The sequence below is a fragment of the Streptosporangium sp. NPDC002721 genome (genome assembly GCF_042888905.1).
In the GTDB taxonomy this organism is placed as follows: Bacteria; Actinomycetota; Actinomycetes; order Streptosporangiales; family Streptosporangiaceae; genus Streptosporangium.
The window spans coordinates 34,413-54,417 of record NZ_JBIAQI010000013.1 but is presented as its reverse complement, the minus strand read 5'-3'; the positions used below and the strand labels follow the sequence as shown (position 1 = coordinate 54,417).

The 20,005-nt window shown below is 72.3% G+C and carries 16 protein-coding genes and 2 tRNA genes; 10 read left to right on the top strand and 8 right to left on the bottom strand.

The genetic code is table 11. From position 1 onward, the window contains the following. Positions 1-193 precede the first annotated feature (193 nt). The 6 genes from ACFYWM_RS19805 (at position 194) to ACFYWM_RS19780 (ending at position 6,296) form a co-directional block, all read left to right on the top strand. Complete coding sequence (locus ACFYWM_RS19805; protein WP_389916632.1) at positions 194-1,651, top strand: MFS transporter; 1,458 nt, start codon at positions 194-196, stop codon at positions 1,649-1,651. A gap of 112 nt (positions 1,652-1,763) precedes the next feature. Beyond that, a complete protein-coding gene (locus tag ACFYWM_RS19800) occupies positions 1,764-2,891 on the top strand; it encodes an LLM class flavin-dependent oxidoreductase (RefSeq protein ID WP_389916630.1) in 1,128 nt (375 codons plus the stop codon). A 12-nt stretch (positions 2,892-2,903) separates the two neighbouring features. Further along, complete coding sequence (locus ACFYWM_RS19795) at positions 2,904-4,298, top strand: NtaA/DmoA family FMN-dependent monooxygenase (protein ID WP_389916628.1); 1,395 nt, start codon at positions 2,904-2,906, stop codon at positions 4,296-4,298. Positions 4,299-4,528: 230 nt separating this feature from the next. Further along, a complete protein-coding gene (locus ACFYWM_RS19790) occupies positions 4,529-5,236 on the top strand; it encodes a hypothetical protein (protein ID WP_389916626.1) in 708 nt (235 codons plus the stop codon). Next, positions 5,233-5,634 carry a phage holin family protein gene (locus tag ACFYWM_RS19785; RefSeq protein WP_389916624.1) on the top strand — a complete coding sequence of 134 codons (402 nt, stop codon included), beginning with the start codon at positions 5,233-5,235 and terminating at the stop codon, positions 5,632-5,634. The genes ACFYWM_RS19790 and ACFYWM_RS19785 overlap by 4 nt, the downstream gene beginning before the upstream one ends. Then, positions 5,610-6,296, top strand: a complete 687-nt coding sequence (locus tag ACFYWM_RS19780) for a DUF3618 domain-containing protein (RefSeq protein ID WP_389916622.1) — start codon at positions 5,610-5,612, stop codon at positions 6,294-6,296. The genes ACFYWM_RS19785 and ACFYWM_RS19780 overlap by 25 nt, the downstream gene beginning before the upstream one ends. Before the next feature lie 66 nt (positions 6,297-6,362). Here the strand turns inward: ACFYWM_RS19780 and ACFYWM_RS19775 are convergent, their stop codons facing one another. From ACFYWM_RS19775 to ACFYWM_RS19765, 3 genes are read right to left on the bottom strand one after another with little or no spacing between them, the layout of a single operon-like run. Next, entirely contained in the window at positions 6,363-7,868 is a 1,506-nt protein-coding gene (locus ACFYWM_RS19775; RefSeq protein ID WP_389916620.1) for a tripartite tricarboxylate transporter permease, read from the bottom strand. 20 nt (positions 7,869-7,888) lie between these two features. After that, the gene (locus tag ACFYWM_RS19770) at positions 7,889-8,350 is read right to left on the bottom strand and encodes a tripartite tricarboxylate transporter TctB family protein (RefSeq protein ID WP_389916618.1); all 462 of its coding nucleotides are present in this window, start codon (positions 8,348-8,350) and stop codon (positions 7,889-7,891) included. 1 nt (position 8,351) lies between these two features. After that, a complete protein-coding gene (locus ACFYWM_RS19765) occupies positions 8,352-9,389 on the bottom strand; it encodes a tripartite tricarboxylate transporter substrate-binding protein (protein WP_389916616.1) in 1,038 nt (345 codons plus the stop codon). A gap of 205 nt (positions 9,390-9,594) precedes the next feature. Between ACFYWM_RS19765 and ACFYWM_RS19760 the strand changes: the two genes are divergently transcribed. Both ACFYWM_RS19760 and ACFYWM_RS19755 read left to right on the top strand, forming a co-directional pair. Continuing rightward, a complete protein-coding gene (locus ACFYWM_RS19760) occupies positions 9,595-10,278 on the top strand; it encodes a response regulator transcription factor (RefSeq protein WP_389916614.1) in 684 nt (227 codons plus the stop codon). 6 nt (positions 10,279-10,284) lie between these two features. Then, positions 10,285-11,904 carry an ATP-binding protein gene (locus ACFYWM_RS19755; RefSeq protein ID WP_389916612.1) on the top strand — a complete coding sequence of 540 codons (1,620 nt, stop codon included), beginning with the start codon at positions 10,285-10,287 and terminating at the stop codon, positions 11,902-11,904. Between the two features lie 147 nt (positions 11,905-12,051). On the opposite strand, the gene ACFYWM_RS19750 is transcribed toward ACFYWM_RS19755, so the two are convergent. Continuing rightward, positions 12,052-13,011, bottom strand: coding sequence for a TAXI family TRAP transporter solute-binding subunit (locus ACFYWM_RS19750; protein ID WP_389916610.1), 960 nt, complete (start codon positions 13,009-13,011; stop codon positions 12,052-12,054). A 724-nt stretch (positions 13,012-13,735) separates the two neighbouring features. Between ACFYWM_RS19750 and ACFYWM_RS19745 the strand changes: the two genes are divergently transcribed. Then, on the top strand, positions 13,736-16,462 hold the full coding sequence (locus tag ACFYWM_RS19745) for a beta-L-arabinofuranosidase domain-containing protein (protein ID WP_389916608.1): 2,727 nt from the start codon (positions 13,736-13,738) through the stop codon (positions 16,460-16,462). A gap of 293 nt (positions 16,463-16,755) precedes the next feature. Here the strand turns inward: ACFYWM_RS19745 and ACFYWM_RS19740 are convergent, their stop codons facing one another. Beyond that, positions 16,756-17,319, bottom strand: coding sequence for a hypothetical protein (locus ACFYWM_RS19740; RefSeq protein WP_389916606.1), 564 nt, complete (start codon positions 17,317-17,319; stop codon positions 16,756-16,758). Positions 17,320-17,583: 264 nt separating this feature from the next. On the opposite strand from ACFYWM_RS19740, the gene ACFYWM_RS19735 reads away from it, so the two are divergent. Beyond that, positions 17,584-18,096: a hypothetical protein gene (locus ACFYWM_RS19735; protein WP_389916604.1), complete on the top strand. Its 513-nt coding sequence runs from the start codon at positions 17,584-17,586 to the stop codon at positions 18,094-18,096. A 167-nt stretch (positions 18,097-18,263) separates the two neighbouring features. Here the strand turns inward: ACFYWM_RS19735 and ACFYWM_RS19730 are convergent. From ACFYWM_RS19730 to ACFYWM_RS19720, 3 genes are all read right to left on the bottom strand, one after another. Continuing rightward, a tRNA-Trp gene (locus tag ACFYWM_RS19730) sits at positions 18,264-18,338 on the bottom strand. A 20-nt stretch (positions 18,339-18,358) separates the two neighbouring features. Further along, positions 18,359-18,431: transfer RNA gene (locus ACFYWM_RS19725), tRNA-Lys, on the bottom strand. Between the two features lie 45 nt (positions 18,432-18,476). Beyond that, positions 18,477-19,892 carry a hypothetical protein gene (locus ACFYWM_RS19720; RefSeq protein WP_389916602.1) on the bottom strand — a complete coding sequence of 472 codons (1,416 nt, stop codon included), beginning with the start codon at positions 19,890-19,892 and terminating at the stop codon, positions 18,477-18,479. Positions 19,893-20,005: the final 113 nt, after the last annotated feature.

The window sequence follows — 20,005 nt, the reverse complement described above, 5'->3', positions numbered from 1 at the left end:
CGGCCTCACCCGGCACCCCCTCCCGGCGATCGGCGCGTTGCCTGATGGGCGAATAAATACTAAGTTTCCCTACTGGTAATACAGGTAATTACAGGGGGCGTCGCATGGCCGGTCACCCGGTGGGACCATCCGGGCGCGCGGCCGGGCCGAGCGGGTGGAGGGCCGCCGGCGGCACCGCCGCCCGGACCGGCCCGTGACCAGCGGCTTCGACGCCGCCGGGCGCCGCGTGCTCGTGGTCTGCGCACTCGGCGGGTTCACCACGCTGCTCGACAACTCCGTCCTGAACGTCGCCATCCCGGCGCTGCGCGGCTCGTTGGGCGCGGACGCCACCCAGGTGCAGTGGATGGTGGCCGGATACTCCCTGGCCTTCGGCCTCGCCCTCATCCCCGGCGGCCGGCTCGGCGACGTCCGGGGCCGCAGGCCGTTCTTCCTCGCGGGGATGGCGGTCTTCACCGCGGGTGCCGCGCTGGCCGGGGCGTCCCACCACCCCTGGGCGCTCGTCGCGGCGCGCCTGCTCCAGGGGCTCGGCGGCGGCCTGGTCAACTCCCAGATGATCGGCACGATGCAGGACACGTTCACCGGGCACGCCAGGACGCGGGCCCTCGGCCTGTACGCGGTGACGGGCGGCGTGGCGAGCGGGCTCGGGCCGCCGCTGGGCGGCGCCGTCATCGCGGCCTTCGGCCCTGACATCGGATGGCGGCTCGTCCTCCTCCTCGCCGTACCGTTCGGCGTGGTCACGCTGGCGCTCGCGGCGCGCCACCTGCCTCCCGCGCGGCCCCGGGCGGGCTCCGCCGACCTCGACGCGGTGGGGCTGCTGCTGGTGGGCGGCCTGACCCTGTCGCTGATGCTGCCGTTCGTCCAGCCCTCACCCGGCGCGACCGGACTCCTCTGGCTTCCCGTCGTGGGCGTCCTGGCCGTGTCGTTCTTGCTGTGGCAGCACCACTACGCGCGGTCGGGACGCCGCCCACTGGTGCATCCGGCGCTGGCGCGGTCGGCCCCGTTCGCGGCGGGCACCGTGGTGGCGATGGGGTCCTTCGGCTCCGGGCTGGCGTTCTCGCTGGTCCTGGTGATGTTCCTGCAGGAGGGCCTCGGGCTGTCGGCCCTCGTGGCCGCCGCCGTCACGCTGCCCTCGGCGCTGTCGATGGTGGTCAGTTCCGCGCTGGCCTGGCGCGCGGCCCGGCGGTTCGGCCGGTACACCGTCTCGGTGGGGGTCGCGCTGTCGGCGGGCCTCATGCTGGTGAGCGGCCTGGTCGGCCTGCTGGCCCCAAGACCCCACCTGCCCGTCCTGCTGGCGCTGTGCGGCTTGTGCGCGGGCGCCGCCTCGGGGCTCGTCATCTCCCCCCTCCAGGCGTCGGTCCTCCAGCACGCGCCCGCGGAGGCGGCCGGGGTGGCGGGGAGCATCCTGCAGATGTCCCAGCGCATCGCGGCCGCGGTCTGCATCTCGGCGGTGTCGGGCATCTACCTGCACGGCTCCTCCGCGGGCGCGTCCGGGCACCGCCTGGCCTACTGGTACGCGGTCCTCACCTGCGCGGGCGTCGCCGCCTTCGCGCTGCTCGTCTCGCTCCCGGGACCGCGCGGGCGGCCGGGCGGCCCGCCTCCCGACGCCCGGATCGCGACGGAGGCCCCCGCGGGCCGGGATTCCGGCGCTTGAGGCGAGAACGGACTGGCTTTTTAGAGTATCCCTACCAATAATAGAGGTAATTACTCCGAGATCCCTCCGAGGCCGTGCCTCCGAGAACCCCGCGAGAGAGGAGAGCCGACCGATGAGCGACGACCACCGCACCCTGTTGCTCGCCGTCGACCTGGACGGGGACGGCGCCCACCCGGCCGCCTGGCGCCACAGCGGCCGCCCGCCCGGGGACGTCCTGACCGCCGCCGCGTTGCGCGGTGCCGTCGGCGCGGCGGAGGACGCGGGCTTCGCGCTGGCGACCTTCGCCGACGCGCCGGTGCCGCCGAGCCGCGGGCTGGACTCCGCCGGACGGCTGGAGGCGGGCACCCGTGCCGCGTTCGCCGCGCCGCTGACCGGCCGGATCGGGCTGGCACCCACCCTGCACGTGACCACGACCGAGCCGTTCCACCTCGCCACCCAGCTGGCGAGCCTCGACCACGCCAGCCGGGGCCGCGCGGGCTGGGTGGTCGGCGCGGCGCACGACGCCGACGATCTCGCGACGATCGGGGCGGACACGCCGGCCGGTGACGCCGTACGGCGTGAGACCGCCGACGTCGTCGACGTCGCGCGCCTGCTGTGGGACTCCTGGCAGGACGACGCGGTGATCAAGGACGTCGCCACCGGCCGCTACCTCGACCCCGACCGCGTTCACCACGTGAACTTCGCCGGAGCCACCTTCTCGGTGACCGGGCCGCTCATCACCCCGCGCCCGCCGCAGGGGCAGGTCGTCGTGCTCGCCCCGGCCGAGCTGGAGATCGACGCCCACGCCGACGTCGTGCTCGTCGGCGGGCCCGACGCCGGCGCGCTCGCCCGGCGGGCCGAGCGGGCCAGGGACTCCGGCGCGGCGCTCGCCTTCGCCGAGGTGGAGGTGGTCCTCGACGCCGGCGAGCCCGGGGAGCGGCGGCTCGCCGCCCTGGACGCGGCCACGCCGTGGCCGGACTCGGGACGGCTGCGGTACGCCGGGCCCGCGCGCGGGCTCGTGGATCTGCTCCGGTCCCTGGCGCCGGGCGTCGACGGGGTGCGGCTGCATCCCGCGGTGCTCGCCGCCGACCTGCCGGTGCTCGCCGGGCAGGTGCTTCCGGCGCTCGCGGCGACCGGGCTGCACCGGGCGCCCGAGCCCGGCGCCACCCTGCGCTCCACACTGGGCCTGTCCCGCCCCGCCAACCGCTTCGCCGACCGCTTCGCCAACCGCCTCGCCGCCCCGGCGAGCACGACCGCCTGAGGTGACGCGACCATGACCACCACCACATCGGCCGGCCCGGCCGGGGCCCCGTACGACCCGGCCGCCCAGGTGCACCTCGGCGTGTTCTACACCGGGGTCGGCCCGCAACTCATCTGGACCGGCCCGTCCGCCGCCCCGCACGTCGCCTTCGAGACCTTCTCGGGGCTGGCGCGGCTGCTGGAGCGGGGGCTCTTCGACGCCTTCTTCCTCGGCGAGGGCCTGCGCGTGCGCGAGAACCGGGGCCGCGTCTACGACCTCGACGTCGCCGGACGTCCCGACGCGATCACGCAGCTGGCCGCGCTCGCCGCCGTCACCGAGCGCATCGGGCTCGTCGCCACCCAGAACACCACGTACAACTTCCCCGCCGACCTCGCGCGCCGCCTGGCCAGCCTCGACCTGCTCTCCGGCGGGCGGGCCGGCTGGAACATCGTCACCACCGACAACGCCTGGACCGGCGCCAACTTCCGCCACGGCGGCTGGCTCCCGCACGAGCGGCGCTACGAGCGGGCCACGGAGTTCGTCGAGGCCGCGAAGGAGCTGTGGGCGTCCTGGGAGCCGGACGCCGTCGCCGGGTCGGGCGAGGCCAAGTCCTGGGCGCGGCCCGGGGCGATCCGCGACGTCGAGCGGGACACCGGCCTGGTCCGGCTGCGCGCACGCGCCACCGTTCCGGCCGGCGGGCAGGGCCGCCCGGTGCTGTTTCAGGCCGGGGACTCGGACGGCGGGCGCGAGCTCGCGGCGCGGCACGCCGACGTCGTGTTCTCCGCCAACACCGAGTACGACAAGGCGGTCGCCTACGCCGCGGACCTGCGCGCCAGGCTGGCGCGCCACGGCCGCTCGCCCGACTCGCTGCGGATCCTGCCCGGCACCTCGGTGATCCTCGGCGACACGCCCGAGGAGGCCAGGGAGCGCGCCGAGTGGGTGCGCGGCGAGCAGATCTCCCCTGCGCGGGCGATCGCTTTCCTGGAGCAGTACTGGGGCACCGACCTGTCCGCCTACGACCCGCACGGCCCGCTGCCCGGCATCGAGCCCGGCGAGGCGGAGCTCGACCCGTCGCGCGGCACGATCCCGATCGAGCGGCGCACCGGCAAGCTCGCGCTCATCGCCCGGTGGCGCGAGCAGGCCGCGGCGGAGAACCTGTCGATCGTGGAGCTCGTACGCCGCGTCACACCCGAGCACCGCTCGTTCGTGGGCACGCCGTCGCAGGTCGCCGACGAGTGGACGCACTACGTCCGCACCCGCGCGGTCGACGGTTTCAACATCATCCCGCACCTGGTCCCGTCGTCGCTGGAGGACATCGTCGACAAGCTGGTGCCGGAACTGCAGGAGCGCGGCGCCTACCGCACCGCGTACGAGGGGACGACGCTCCGCGAGCACCTCGCCCTGCCCGCGCTCGCGCCCTCGTCGTGACGGAGCCGCCCGCTCCTGGACGGCGGGCGCGCTTTCCCCGCCCCGGAGCGGGCACCGGCCCGCGGCAAGGCTGAGCACCCGAAAACATCCCGCGACACCGGAAGGCAGACAGAAGGTCAAGCTTTCGGGGGTTTATAGATGTTTTGGTAACTTCTGGGCGTTTTGCGAATGGGTCGGCATACGGGGGAACTGGAGCCTCAGTCGAAGATTCGCAACTTCTGGAGGCATCGATGAGTGAGTATCCGAACGGAACGGAAGAGCGCTCAGGTCACGATCAGGAGTCCCGGAACACCCCTCAGCAGACCGGATCCGCCGTCGGGGAGATGGTCGGCACCGCCAAGGGGCAGGCCCAGGCGATGGCCGGTGAGGCCAGACAGCAGACTCACCATGTGGTCGATCAGCTGCGGGACCGGGTCGGTGACCAGACCCGGCAGCAGAGCCGGCGCGCGGCCCAGGGGATCCGCCGGTGGGCCGACGACCTGGCCTCGATGGGCGAGGGAGCCGAGCCCGACTCGCAGGTCTCCGGAGTGGTGCGGCAGGTCGCCGACCAGGGGCGGCGGGCGGCCGACTATCTGGACCAGAACGGTCTGAACGGGGTCGCCCAGGAGATCCAGAACTTCGCGCGCCGCCGCCCCGGGGCCTTCCTGGCCGGCGTCGCGGCCGCCGGTTTCCTCATCGGCCGGATCGCCAAGGCCTCGGGGGGCACCACCTCCAGGGGCTCTCCCGGCACCGGAGGCGACGGCTCGTACGCGCCGGACGTCCCGGCTCCCGGCCCGGCGGCCACGATGCCGCCGATACCGGAGCAGCCCATGCCGCCGCCGCCGTCGTCGGCCGAGCCGTACCGCACGCGACCGGTCACGGCGCAGGGACCGCCGGAGGAGTACGACGGTTTCGGCACCCCGGCCACGCCGGGAAACCCGGGCGGTGAGATCCGATGACCCAGCTCAGCCCCGGGGCGCGGGAGCCGTCGCTGGGGCAGCTGGTCGGGGAGATCGGCGAGGACCTGTCCACCCTGGTCCGCCAGGAGCTGCGGCTGGCCAAGGCCGAGGTCCGCCAGGAGACGGGCAAGGCCGGCAAGGCCGCCGGGCTGCTCGGCGGCGCGGGGTTCGCCGGATACATGGTCGCCGTCCTGGTGACGCTGGCCGTCGTGTTCGGCCTGGGCAACGTCATGGACCTGGGCTGGGCCGCGCTCGTCGTCGCCGCCGTCTGGGCGGTGGCCGGCGCGATCCTGTACACGACCGGGCGCACCCGGATGCGCCGGGTGGACCCCACACCGGAACGTACCGTCGAAACACTCAAGGAGGACGCGCGATGGGCACGGGACCTGACGAGATAAGAGCCGAGATCGACACCACCAGGGCCGAACTGGCCATGGACGTGGAGCGGCTGGCCGACCGCACCAGCCCGGCGCGGATCGCACGGCGCCGTACCGCCACCGTGCGCCGGCGCCTGCGGTCGGTGCGCGAGCGGGTGATGGGGACCCCGTCCCACGCCGCCCACGCGGTCGGCCGGCAGGCCGCACACGCCGCGGGCAGCGTGCGTGACACGGCCTCCGGCACCGCGGACACCGTCCGTGGGGTCGCCTCCGACACCGCCGGCACCGTCAGGCACGGTGCCCACCAGGCCGCCGAGGCGGTGCACAACGCGCCGCGGCGGGCGATGCACGGCGCGCAGGGCAACCCGCTGGCCGCCGGGATGATCGCTCTGGGGGCCGGGTTGCTGGCGTCCGCCCTCGTTCCCCGGACCGAGACCGAGGAGCGCGCCGCGGAGCAGCTCGTGCGGCAGGCCGACGGGGTGATCCAGCCGGTCAAGCAGGCGGTGCGGGAGTCGGCCCAGACCCTCGGCCAGGAGGCCAAGGAGGCGGCCCAGCAGGCCGCCCAGCAGGTGAAGGAGACCGCCACGGAGGCCGCCCACCAGACGGGCGACCAGGCTCACGACCAGGCTCGCGAGCAGGCGGAACAGGTGGGCGGCCACACCCGTCCCACCGGTTACCGGTGAATCCACCGGACCCGCCCGAAGCGTGTCCGGCGGTCCGGCGTGGCGAGGTCGGCTCGTCGAGGACCTCTAGTCCTCCTCGGTGAACACGACCTCGCGACGCCTGCGGACCGCCGGCAGGACCGTGACGACGAGCGCCGCCACCGCCACGGCCAGGAGCACCGCGGAGATCGGCCTGGTCAGGAAGACCGTCGCGTCGCCGCGGGAGATGATGAGCGCCCGCCGCAGGTTCTCCTCCAGCAGGGGTCCGAGGACGAACCCGAGCAGCAGCGGCGCCGGCTCGCACCCGCACTTGATCAGGACGTAGCCCAGGATCCCGAAGAAAACGATCGCGTAGACGTCGTAGGCGTTGAACTCCAGGGAGTACGTGCCGATCGCGGCGAACAGGATGATCATCGGGAACAGCACCTGGTACGGGATGCGCAGCATGCGCACCCACAGCCCGATCAGCGGCAGGTTCAGCAGCACGAGCAGCACGTTGCCGATCCACATCGACGCGATCAGGCCCCAGAACAGCGCCGGTTCGTCGACGATGACGTTCGGGCCGGGGGTGATCCCGTGGACGATGAACGCGCCGACCATCAGCGCCATCACCGGGTGGGCGGGCAGTCCCAGGGTGAGCAGCGGGATGAACGACGTCTGCGCGGCGGCGTTGTTCGCCGACTCGGGACCGGCGACGCCCTCGATCGCGCCGCGCCCGAACTCCTGCCGCCGCTTCGAGATCCGCTTCTCGACGGCGTAGGAGGTGAACGAGGCGAGCACGTGGCCACCGCCGGGCAGGATGCCGAGCGCGGCGCCGAGGCCGGTACCGCGCAGGATCGGGCCGACGATCCGGCGCCGGTCCTCGCGGGTCGGCCAGAGGTTCTTCACCTTGTCGACGATCGCCGTGCGGGTCTGCTCGTTCTCCAGGTTGCGCAGGATCTCGGCCACCCCGAACATGCCGACGGCGACCGACACGAAGTCGATGCCGCCGTACAGCTCGCGCTGGTCGAACACGAACCGGGGGGTGCCGGTGTAGAGGTCCTGGCCGACCGTGCCGAACAGCACGCCGAGCGCGATCATCGCCAGTGCCTTGAGCGTCGCGCCGCGCGCCAGCGCGATCGACACGATCAGGCCGAGCAGCACCAGCGAGAAGTACTCGGGCGCGCCGAAGTTCAGCGCGACGCGGGCCAGCGGCGGGGCGGCGACGGCCAGCACGACCGTGGCCACCGTGCCCGCGAAGAAGGACCCGATCGCGGCGGCGGCCAGCGCCGCCCCGGCCCGGCCCTGCCTGGCCATCTCGTGCCCGTCCAGCGCGGTGACCGCCGCCGACGACTCACCGGGCAGGTTGATCAGGATGGCGGTCGTCGAGCCGCCGTACTGCGCGCCGTAGTAGATGCCGGCCAGCATGATCAGCGCCGTCACCGGCTCGAAGCTGAAGGTGATCGGCAGCAGCATCGCCACCGTCGCCGTCGGCCCGATGCCGGGCAGCACGCCGACCGCCGTCCCGAGCAGCACCCCCACGAAGCAGTAGAGGACGTTCTGGAGCAGGAGGGCGGTCGAGAGGCCCAGTACGAGGTTGTCGAGAAGTTCCATGCCTCAATCCGGATGCCGCGTCAGAATCCCAGCCACGGGCCCAGGAGCGGGATGCGCAGCTGAAGTCCGACGACGAAGATGAGCGTGGCGGCCGCGGTGAGCCCGGCGGCCACGGCGACGGCCGTGAGCGGCCGTACGCGCGAGCTGGCCAGCGCGGTGAGCAGGGCGGTCACCACCGACGTCGGGACGAACCCGAGGCCCCGGACGGTGAGCCCGAAGAACAGGACCGCGAGCACGATGGCGCCGACCGCGCGCCAGGGGATCGGCCCGAACTCGATCACCTCGCCGGCGACGAGCCCCTTGACGACGATCGCCAGGCCCAGGGCGGCCACGATCGCGCCGACCAGCAGCGGGAAGGCTCCGGGGCCCATCCGCAGCGGGGTGCCCAGCTCGTAGCCGAGCGCCCCCACCGCGAACGCGCCGCCGATCAGGACGAAGACTCCCCCGGCGAGGACGTCGGGGAGGGACCGGCGACGCTCCACCTCAGGAGGCCCTGACGCCCGCGTCGGCGATGACCTTCGCCCAGGTGCCGAGCTGCTCCTCCAGCTTGGCCCGGTGCGCCTGCGAGGTCGCGTCCTCGGCCGCGACCGGCGCGGTGCCGAGCTTGGCCATCTGGTCGACGACCCCCTTGTCGGCCAGCGCCACCTTCAGCGCGTCGGACAGCTTCTGCACGACGTCCGGCGGCGTGCCCTTCGGGACGTAGAGGCCGTGCCACACGCTGACCTGGAGCTGGGGCAGCCCGGCCTCGGTCGTGGTGGGCAGGTCGGGCAGGCTCTTCACGCGCTCGGGCGTGGTGACCGCGTACGCCTTCACCTCGCCCGCGGAGATCTGGCCGCTGGTGTTGGTCGTCTGGTCGCACATGAAGTCGACCTGGCCGCCGACGAGGTCGGTCAGCGCGGGGCCGGTGCCCTCGTACGGGACCTCCTGGAGCTTGACCCCCGTGGCGGACTGGAACAGCAGGCCGCACAGGTGGGACGCGGCGCCGATGCCGGCGTTGGCCAGCGTGACCTTGCCCGCGTTCGCCTTCACGTGGGTCACGAGGTCCTGGAGGGTCGCGGGCGCGAAGTCCTTGCGGGCGACGATCGTCATCGGCACCTCGGTGACGAGCCCGACCGTCTCGAAGCTCTCCAGCGGCTTGTAGCTCAGGTTCTGGTAGAGGGCGGGCGCCGTCGACATGCCGATGTGGTGCATGAGCACGGTGTAGCCGTCGGGGTCGGCCCGCGCGACCTCGCCCGCGCCGATCGTGCCGCCCGCGCCCTCGGCGTTCTGGACGACGACCTTGGCGCCGAGCTTGGCGGCCATCGGCTCGGCGATCATGCGGGTGACGGTGTCCGTCGGGCCGCCCGCGCTGAACGGCACGACGAACGTGATGTTCTTGTCGGGGTAGCCCCCGGCGCCGCTCGCGCCGGTGGCGCCCGCGCCGGGGGCGCCCCCGTTACCCGAGCAGGCGGCGACAAGCGAGACGACACCGATCGCGGCGACCATCCGTCCGACGGCCCGGTAGCTGCTGGTCGTTCTCATGTCGCTGCCTCCTCTTTCTGCGCACGCGCGCTGGTTCGGTGAGTGCGCGGCATCAGTTTCGGCTGGCGAGGACGCGGATGGTGTCAGAGAAATCCCAAGAATGTGATGAATGTCAGAGAGATCTTAAGAATGCGATGAATGCCGGAGAAATTGCAGGAAGCAGAGGGCTGACCAAGCGCCGGTGGTGGCCGTACAATCCGCCGGTATGCGGATCACCATCATCGAGGATGACGACCGCGTGGCGCGGGGACTGGTGACCGTCCTCGCCCAGGCGGGCTTCGAGGTCCACCGCATCGCCACCGCCGCGGAGGCGGTGCGGGCCGCCCCCTCCGACGTCGTCCTCGTCGACCTGGGCCTGCCCGACGGCGACGGGCTCGACGTGATCCGCAGGCTGCGCGACCGCCCGGAGACCGCCGTCATCGCCGTGACGGCGCGCTCCGAGGAGCACGAGCGCGTCCGCGGCCTGCGCGCCGGCGCGGACGACTACATCGTGAAGCCGTTCGGCATCCCGGAACTGCTCGCCCGGATCGACGCCGTCCTGCGGCGCACCCGGGTCGCCCGCTCCCTGAACCATCCGGACGAGTCGCTCGTCCTCGGCCCGATGCGGATCGTCGTCGGCACCCGCGAGGTCACCGTCGACGGCACGCCCGTGACGCTGACCCGCAAGGAGTTCGAGCTGCTCCTGCTGCTGGCCCGGCGGGCGCCGAACGTGGTGAGCCGCGACGTCATCCTCGACCAGATCTGGGGCGCGACCTGGGAGTCGTCGAGCCGCACCCTCGACACCCACATCGCGGCGTTACGGAACAAGATCGGACCGGCCGTGCTCATCCGCACGGTCCACGGGGTCGGCTATCGGCTCCTGGCCGACCAGCCGGAGCTGATCGGCTGACACGCCGTGCACCGTCGCCTGCTCGCCGTCCTGGTGCCCCTCGCGGTGCTGCTCGTCGCGGCGCTCGGGGTGCCGCTCAGCGTCACCGTGGCCGAACGGGAGATGCAGGAGACCTACGTCGACCGGCTCAACGACGTCGGCCGGTTCGCGTCGCTGGCCGAGACCGCGCTGTCGACCGGCCGGACCGAGGCGCTCCACCGCGAGCTGGCGCATTACCACGAGCTGTACGGCATCCCGGCCGCGGTGATCGACACCTCGGGCACGGTGCTGCTCGGACCGGCCGGCGCCTACCAGCGGGCGGCGGGGGCCGAGCCCGCGCTGCCCCGGATCGTGACCGCGGCGCTGGCCGGGGCGAGGTCGGAGCCGTCCGGGGAATGGGCGCCGTGGGACGACTCCGCGCTCGTGGTCGCGGAGCCGGTGGGCCGGGACAGCGAGGTCGTCGGCACCGTCGTGACGATCTCCGACCTGTCGAAGACGCGCTACCGCATCCTCGTGCGATGGGCCCAGCTCGCCGCGCTCGGGCTGCTGCCGCTGGTCGCGCTGGTGGCCGTCGCCTGGCCGGTGTCGGCGTGGGTGCTGCGGCCGGTGCGCGAGCTGGACGCGGCGAGCTCGCGGATCTCCCGGGGCGACCTCACCATCCGGGCGGACGCCGAGGCCGGCCCGGTCGAGCTGCGGCGGCTGGCGGAGTCGTTCAACACCATGATGGACGCGGTCGAGAACGCCGTGCAGCGGCAGCGGGCGTTCGTGTCCGACGCCTCGCACCAGCTGCGCAACCCGCTGACCAGCCTCCGGCTCGCCGTGGAGAGTCTGGAACCGCACCTGCGCGCGAGCGGCGACGGGCGGCAGGTGTACGACATGGCCGTCGACGAGCTGAAGGCGATGCAGCGGCTGCTGAACTCGCTGCAGGCCAGCGCGCGGATGGAGAGCATACGGACGGCGTCGCCGGTTGATCTCGACGCGGTGCTGGCAACCCGGGTGAACCGCTGGCGGGCGTTGACGGCGACGGCGGGACAGACACTGACGGTCGACGTCCCGCCGGGGCTACGCCTGCTGGAGCCTCCTGGCGGGCTGGGCAGCGTCCTGGACGAGCTGATCAGCAACGCGTTACGGCTGTCGGACGCGCGGGCGGTGGAGGTGACCGCCCGGGTCGCCTCGGGAGGTGTGAACGCCGCCCGGGTCGCCTCGGGAGGCACGAACACCGCCGCCTGGCTCGTCTCCGGCGGCACGAACGCCGGTCCCGTCACGGCGAGCGCCGGTCCCCGAAACGTCACGGCGGGCACCGGCCCCGGCGGTGCCGCCACGGGCACCGGCCCCGGCGACACGTCCGCGGCCGGAGACGTGGTCGTCATCGCCGTCCGCGACGACGGCCAGGGGATCGACGAGTCCGAGCGGGCCCAGGCGCTACGACGGTTCTGGCGGTCGCCACGGCACCAGAACGTGTCCGGGACCGGCCTGGGGCTGGCGATCTGCGCCGACCTGGTCGGGGCGGCCGGGGGCGAGCTGCGGCTGGAGGACGGCCTGCCACGCCCGGACGGGTCCGGGCACGGATTCGCCGCGGTGGTCAGGCTGCCGGTCGTTCCGCGAGCGGCGTCATCGTCCGGCACCGTGGAACCTTCGCAGGTCTGAGACATTCGAACCCCGCCACAGACGTGAGGCTTTCGACTCCCTCCCAGCCCCTGAGACTCCCGGCCCCGTCACAGACCCAAGGCTTTTCGGCTCCGTCACAGAACCCCGAGACTCCCGGCCCCGTCACAGGCGTGAGGCTTCCCCGGGTCAGCGCTTGCGGTCGCGGAACCAGGCGGCCGCGCCCGGGTGGAGCGGGACCGACGCGGTGGAGATCCCGGTACGCACGTTGATCTGCCACGCCTCGGGAACGGCTTCCGTGTCGTCGCGACCGGCGGAGGTGATCGTGCCGGTGTGCGTGAAGATCGTGTCGGTGATGGCGCGGACCAGGTCACCGGGCAGGTCGTCGCGTACGAGGAGCAGGTTCGGGACGGCGACGCTGGGGGTGGCCGGGACACCGGCGTAGGCGGTCGCGGGGATCGTGGCCGGGGCGTAGGAACCCGGGAACGCGGTGAAGAGCACGTCCGCCTGCGCGTCCAGCGGGATCAGCCGGATCGGGTGCCGCCGTGCCAGCTCCGTGATGGCGGGTGTCGGGACGCCGGTCAGGGAGAACATCGCGTCGATCTCGCCGTCGCGCAGCGCCGCCGCCGACTCGGCCTGGCTGAGGTATTGACCGTCGGCCTTCACCCCACCGTGCTCCAGAGCCCGCAGCGACGTGAACTCGGTGCCCGAGTCGTGGGCGCCGAGGGACACGCGCTTACCCTTGAGGTCCCGGAACTCCTCGATCGCCGAACCGGCCATGACCACGAGATGCAGGTGGCTGTCGTAGAGCCTGCATATCGCCGAGAGCCCTCCGGGCGCGCTGCCGTCGGTCGTGATCAGCGCATCCAGGCTGGTCAGCCCGAGGTGCACCTCACCGGCCCGCAGCATCCGGATGTTGTCGGTGGACGCCCCGCTCGGCACGGTGGTCACCGTCGCCCCCGGCACCTGCTCGGAGATGTGCTCGGCCAGCGCGCCGCCGATGCGGCGGTACACCGCGCCGGCCGGACCGGTGGCCAGGCGCAGGTGGACCCTGTCGGCCTCGGGCCGCCGGGAGCAACCGACGAGCAGCCCTCCGGCGGCCAGGAGCACCGCCCGCCGGCCGAGCCGTGGCTCCGGGTTCAGCACCATGCCGAGATGATACGGACGCGGCCGCCGGGGTCGGTCAAGAACATGGTTCCGAACCGGCTGGACGGGATGCGGGCGGTGAAATCTGTTTGCGCTAACACATCATCGGCACCGTAAAGCCGGTCGGGGCACCGCCTGGCCTCAACCTGGGCCCGATGCTTGCCAAGCGGTGACTTCTGTGAAATTTTCACATGCGCGGGCCCCGAAATGTTAGCTCCCGGCGCACGAAAACACAGACAGGGAAGCGTTTCGGCGGCACGCCCGGGTCAACGGGGTTCGCGACTCGTTGACGCCCGGCCGGACAGTCGGATGTACTCCGCGACAGCGCGCCCGCAGGAACAGACCGGGGAGATCTGCGATGAAAAATGTTAGCGATAACAGATTTCGGCGGCCCCTTCTTCCTCGTTCTGACCGAGGGGCGCCGGACGCCTTTCCCCTCCCGGAACCCCTCCTGAGATTTCTCCCGCAACCCCTCCCGAGACTTCTCCCGGAACTCCTCCCGAACGCCTCCCCCTCACCGGCGTCTCGCGCGACCGTGGCCGCCGGGCGCCAGGACACGACGTCCCGGATCACCTCACGAGGAGAAGCCGGCGCTTTCCGCCGAGCTCGGCGTCTCCGCGCCGGAAGCCGTGGCCGGCCGCTCCGACGGCCCGGCCACGCGAGAAAGGGCGGCCGGCCGTAGTGGCTTCGGCCCGGTCACCACACCCCCCACCCCAAGGAGCCCCCCATGACCCTGAGTCGTCGCCAGCTCTTCCGGGCCGCGGGCGCGACCGCCGCGCTCTCGGCCGTCGGCCAGGTGGTGGGCACGCCCCACGCCCTGGCCGCGCTCCCGTGGGCCAGATCCGAGATCGGTGTCTCGGCCTACGAGTTCGACCTCGGCCAGGTCCGGCTGACCTCCGGCCGCTGGCTGGACAACCAGAACCGCGCCCTCAACTACCTGCGCTTCGTCGACGTCGACCGGCTGCTCTACGTCTTCCGCGCCAACCACCGCCTGTCCACCAACGGCGCGGCGGCCAACGGCGGCTGGGACGCGCCCACCTTCCCGTTCCGGTCCCACATGCAGGGCCACTTCCTGACGGCCTGGGCGCAGGCCTACGCCGTACTCGGGGACACCACCTGCCGGGACAAGGCCAACCAGATGGTCGCCGAGCTGGCCAGGTGCCAGGCCAACAACGGCGCGGCCGGGTTCACCGCCGGCTACCTGTCGGGCTTCCCGGAGTCGGACATCACCGCGGTCGAGAACCGTACGCTGAGCAACGGCAACGTCCCGTACTACTGCGTCCACAAGACCCTCGCCGGGCTGCTGGACGTGTGGCGGCACATCGGCAACACCCAGGCCAGGACCGTGCTCCTCGCCCTCGCCGGCTGGGTGGACACCCGGACCGGCCGCCTGTCCTCCGGCCAGATGCAGGCCATGCTGGGCACCGAGTTCGGAGGCATGAACGCCGTGCTCACCGACCTGTACCAGATGACCGGCGACTCCCGCTGGCTGGCGGTCGCCCAGCGCTTCGACCACGCCTCCGTGTTCGACCCGCTCGCCTCCAACCAGGACCGGCTCAACGGCCTGCACGCCAACACGCAGGTGCCCAAGTGGATCGGCGCCGCGCGGGAGTACAAGGCGACCGGGACCACCCGCTACCGCGACATCGCCGCCAACGCCTGGGCCATCACGATCAACGCCCACACCTACGCCAACGGCTCCAACAGCCAGGCCGAGCACTTCCGCGCCCCCAACGCCATCGCCGCCTACCTGAGCAGGGACACCGGCGAGGCCTGCAACACCTACAACATGCTCAAGCTCACCCGGGAGCTGTGGACGCTGTCGCCGAACCGGGCCGACTACTTCGACTACTACGAGAACGCCCTGGTCAACCACCTGCTCGGCCAGCAGAACCCGGCCGACGGCCGTGGCCACGTCACCTACTTCACCCCGCTCAACCCCGGCGGCAGGAGGGGCGTCGGCCCGGCCTGGGGCGGCGGCACGTGGAGCACCGACTACAACTCGATGTGGTGCTGCCAGGGAACCGGCATCGAGACCAACACCAAGCTGATGGACTCGATCTACTTCCACAACGACACCACGCTGTTCGTGAACCTGTTCGCGCCCTCCACGCTCAACTGGTCGCAGCGTGGCATCACGGTCACCCAGACGACGTCGTACCCGGTGAGCGACACCACGTCGTTGCAGGTCACCGGCAACGTGAGCGGGTCGTGGACGATGCGGGTCCGTATCCCGGGCTGGACCCAGGGCGCGACGATCAGCGTCAACGGCGTCCAGCAGGCCATCGCCACCACCCCGGGCACCTACGCCTCGATCACCCGGTCGTGGACGTCGGGCGACACGGTGACCGTACGGCTCCCGATGCGGGTGGTCCTCAAGGCCGCCAACGACAACCCGAACCTGCAGGCCGTCACCTACGGCCCGGTCGTGCTGTCGGGCAACTACGGGAACACCTCCCTGTCGGCGGCGCCGACGCTGACCCCCTCGACGATCGCCCGGACCGGCACCTCGGCACTGGCGTTCACGGCCACGGCCAACGGGGCGCCGGTGAACCTGGGTCCGTTCTACGACGCCGCCAACCACAACTACGTCGTCTACTGGAACACCTCGGGGCAGGGCGGGGGCGGCGAGGCGAGCTTCCGGCTGATCAACGCGGCCAGCGGGCTGGCACTCGGCATCCAGAACATGTCGACCGCGGACGGCGGCCTGGCGTTGCAGTGGACCGACAACGGCACCGCCGACCACGACTGGGTGCCGATCGTGGACGGCAACGGGCTGCGGTTCCGCAACGTCAACAGCGGCAAGGTGCTGGGCGTGGAGAACATGTCGACGGCCGACAACGCCCGGGTCATGCAGTGGGCCGACAACGGCACCGCCGACCACCGCTGGACGCTCACCGACGTCGGTGACGGCTCGGTCAGGATTCGCAACGCCAACAGCGGCAAGCTGCTGGGCATCCTGAACGGCTCCACCGCCAACGGCGCCCAGGCGGTCCAGGACCCCGACAACGGCTCGGCCGACAACCATTGGCGGTTCGTGCCCAACGGCGCGCGCCGCGTCCAGAACGTGGCGACCGGCATGGTGCTCGGAGTCACCGACATGTCCACCGCCGACGGCGCGCTCGTCGTCCAGTGGGGCGACACCGGCACCGCCGACCACTTCTGGACGGCCGTCGTCGACACCGGCGGCTACCTGCGCCTGCGCAACTCCAACAGCCAGAAGGTGCTGGGGGTGGAGAACGCCGCCACCGCCGCGGGTTCCCGGATCGTGCAGTGGGCCGACAACGGCACCGCCGACCACCGCTGGCGGCTGCGCCACGGGAGCAACGCCGCCTTCCGCATCCAGTGCGCCAACGGCGGCCGGGTCCTCGGCCTGGCCGGCACCGCCCAGGGCGCGCAGATCGTGCTCGCCGACGACAACGGCTCGAACAACAATCTCTGGAGGTTCCTGTAAGACGGAGGTTCCTGTGAGACGTGTGCCCACGGTTCTCCCATCCCCACTCCCCGTGGGCATGTCTCTCACGACCGGTCCGCGAACACGGCGACCGCCGACGCCGTCACCGCGACGGCGAACCCGCTCGAAGTCGACCGGCCCGCTCACATCGGCCTGAGCACATCGGCCTGAACTCGCCGACGCCGACGCCGACATCCGGATCCGAACCGGGCCCTCCTGACAGGGGCCCGGTTCACTCCGCGTACGGGCGCGTACGGGCGCGTGCCGGCACGTGCCGGCGGCGGCCCGGCGTCTCAGCCCGCTTTCGCGGCCTGGTCGCGCGCGGTGGCGGCGATCGCCCCGAGGTCGTCCCCGGCCGTGGGGCCGTTGACGACGACCAGGTGGTCGTCCGTGAACACGGCGACCTCCGTCGTGTCGCCGCGCAGCACCACGTTGGCCGGGCCGGGCCGCCCCTCCACCTTCCCCGCGGAGGAGCACTCGGCGTAGAAGCGCTTGAAGGTCTGGGTGGTGTCCGTACCGGAGACCACGATCTCCGAGATCGACACCCCGTCAGCCGACGCGAACACCCGGAACCGCACCCGGGCCGTCTCCGGGGCGATGAGCCGTTTCCCGCACGGCACCAGCGCCTCGTCGAGGTCGGCCCAGCGCACGTCGCCGGTTCTCTCGGCCGTCCACGGGCCACCGGGCAGTTGCGACGCGTCGAGCAGCACCTGCGCCGTCGGCGCGGCGGTGGCGGACGCGGTGGCGGTCTCCCCACCCGTGGCCTCCCTGCCCGTAACCCCCCCGCCCGTGGCGCAGGCGGACAACCCACTCACGGCGACGGCGACGACGGCGGCGATCAACGTCCATCGGTTCATCTGATCCTCCTCGGAGGGGAGACGGACGACACCGACGCCGCGACGACCGCCAGCAGGGCCACGAACCCGGCGACGGCCAGGTGCAGGAGGCGGACGAGCACGGCCGGACGAGAACGCCGTCATCTGTCCCCGCCAGACCGACGAGGTGAGCAGATCCGCCGAGTTGAGGCTTCAAACCGAGCCGGACAGCGAGCCGGCAGGCTCGCATCGGCGTCACCCCGACCCGATCGTTCTTGGCAGTGGCGATCCCTAGGCTTTCCTCCCATGGGAGACGACGAGCCCCGCACCGTACGCCTGCAGATCGAAGTGGAGGACTGCGGCATCGTTTATCTGGCCGACAAGGAGCTCCGCGGATACGCCGGGACACCGGCCCAGTCCACCGGGATCATCAAGACCGTGGAGGGCCACGCCACCCTCCGCATCGCCCCCCAGTGGGGACCGGCCGACTTCACCGTGACGATCGCCGACCGGGATCCGGGGGCGGATCTCGCCGGTTACGAGGACATCGTGGAGGTCAGCTTCGGGTCCTTCTCCGGCCTGCTGGAGATGACCGGGTTCACCTTCGACGAGCACGTGATGTCCCCCCTTCCCCCTCTCCCGGCCGGGCCGGGGGTCTACCGCGTCCGGTACCACGTCAAGGGCATGGACGGGGAGGGCACCCAGGACGCCGTCGATGACCACTACCTTCAGATCTGGCCCATGCCCCTCGAGGAGCCCGTCGTCCTCAAGACCGCGACCGACATCACCCCGGAGAAGGACGAGTGGGGCGGCACATGACAGGAAGCCCCGGCGGGTCCGGAGCACACCGGTCCCCCTGACCGGCCGCCCGTCGCACGACCCCGGCACCTCTCCTTCGACCGCCGCTCGCGAGGCGTGATCATCGCGGACGTTCGGACAGTCACGCCCGGACGAGGCGAGGCCCCGAGCGGAGGGCCGGTGGGCGGTGGCCTCGTCGACCGGGCTCGAACCGGCGTCCACCCGGTCTGGAGCCGGGAGCTCTACCACTGAGCTACAACGAGGCCACGCTCACAACACACGGCACCTCCGGCCGGGCTCGAACCGGCGCCCACCTGGATGAAGAGCCAGGCGTTCTACCACTGAACTACAGCGGGCCGCGAGTCCATTCTCCTCGACGCCGTCCGATGAGCGCCACGGAATTAACGATCGTGGTCCCGGACGGGCAGATCGCTGACGACCACCCCGGAGGCCAGCCCGTGACGGACATCGTCGATCATCTCGGGCTTGACGTGCTTGCCGCTGAACGCCCCCGCCCGCCGGAGCAGGGCGGCCCAGACCGGGTCGGCGACGCTCACCCCGTGCACCAGCTCGGGCGTCGGCCGGAACACCGCCACCCCGCGTCCGGGCGCGGGCACGGTCCAGCCCGACCGCTCCGGGTCCAGCTTCGCCGTACGGCACGCCGCCTCGACGTCGGCGCGGGCACAGGCCGCGCTCCCGTCCAGGACCTCCCACGGCAGCGGCAACGCCGCCCACACCGCCGTGTTCGGGTCGACGCCACCGCCGCTTTCGCCGTGCCAGCTGACCAGGTCGGCGGCCATCAGCCGCATCGCCTTGCCCGGACACGCCACGTCCAGCAGATCCAGCGCGTTCAGCGAGGCCAGGCAGGCCAGCCAGCCCGCGCGGGCCGCGTTGTAGGCGACCGCCAGGTTGTTCCAGGTGGTGGAGTCGTCACCGCGCCTGACGACCATCGTCGCGCGTTCGGTGTGCGGGTTCCAGCGGTCGCGCAGCAGTTCCGCGCTGTGCCGCATGACCGCCGACCACTGGCCCAGCAGCCGTCCCCGTTCCCGCTCGGTCAGCCGCTCCAGGACGTCGGGAGTGGTCCGCACCTGGGCGATCATCCACCAGTCGCCACCGGCCCCGCACCGGTCGAGCAGCATGGAGGCGATCTCGTCGAACGGGTTCTCCCGTCCCGACAGGCTGAACTCCCGGCGCAACTTGCGCCTCGCGGTGTAGTACGCCACGAAGCACGCCGCGTCGACGTCGGCGGCGAACCTCTCCAGCTCGATGTCCGCCCCGAAGCCGGTGACGCCCACCATGAGCAGGCGCCGCTTGTCATGCTCGGCGACGATCGTGCTCGCCTTGGCCGCGAGCCTGCGCAGCACCCGGAAACGGCGGTTGTACTCCCGCTTGGTCACGTCCAGGCCCGCCGCCTCCCGGGCGTCCCGGTTCAGCCGGTCGGCCAGGAAGTCGGTGCGCTCGGGCGTCCACTTCATCTCGCGCCCCATGGCCGCCGCGAACTCCAGCAGCGACTCCGGATCGTCGGGATCGACCTCCACCGACCGCCCGAACAGCCGGGTGGCCGCCGCGACCTGCCGCGCCCCGCCGACCGGGCGGGCGTAGTCGGTGGACATCGAGGAGAACCCGCCCCGCCGCCGCAACGCGTGCTTGGCCGCGCGCTCCAGCACCACGCGCTCCCGCCGCGTCAGCCGCCCGTCCAGCGCCTGAAGCACCAGATCTGCGACGTCCTCGGGCCGGTAACGGCGGTCGAGCGAGGCGTGCAGCTCGACCAGGATCTCCCTGCGGGACGGGTGAGCACTGTCATGGCGGAACTTCATGAGGTCATCATCCCGGTCGGCCACGCTCCACTTCGACTGGATTATCCGGCCTCCGGCCGCGGAGCGGGAGTCTCCCGCGAGGTCGCGACCACCCCAGGTGGTTCTCGCGCGAC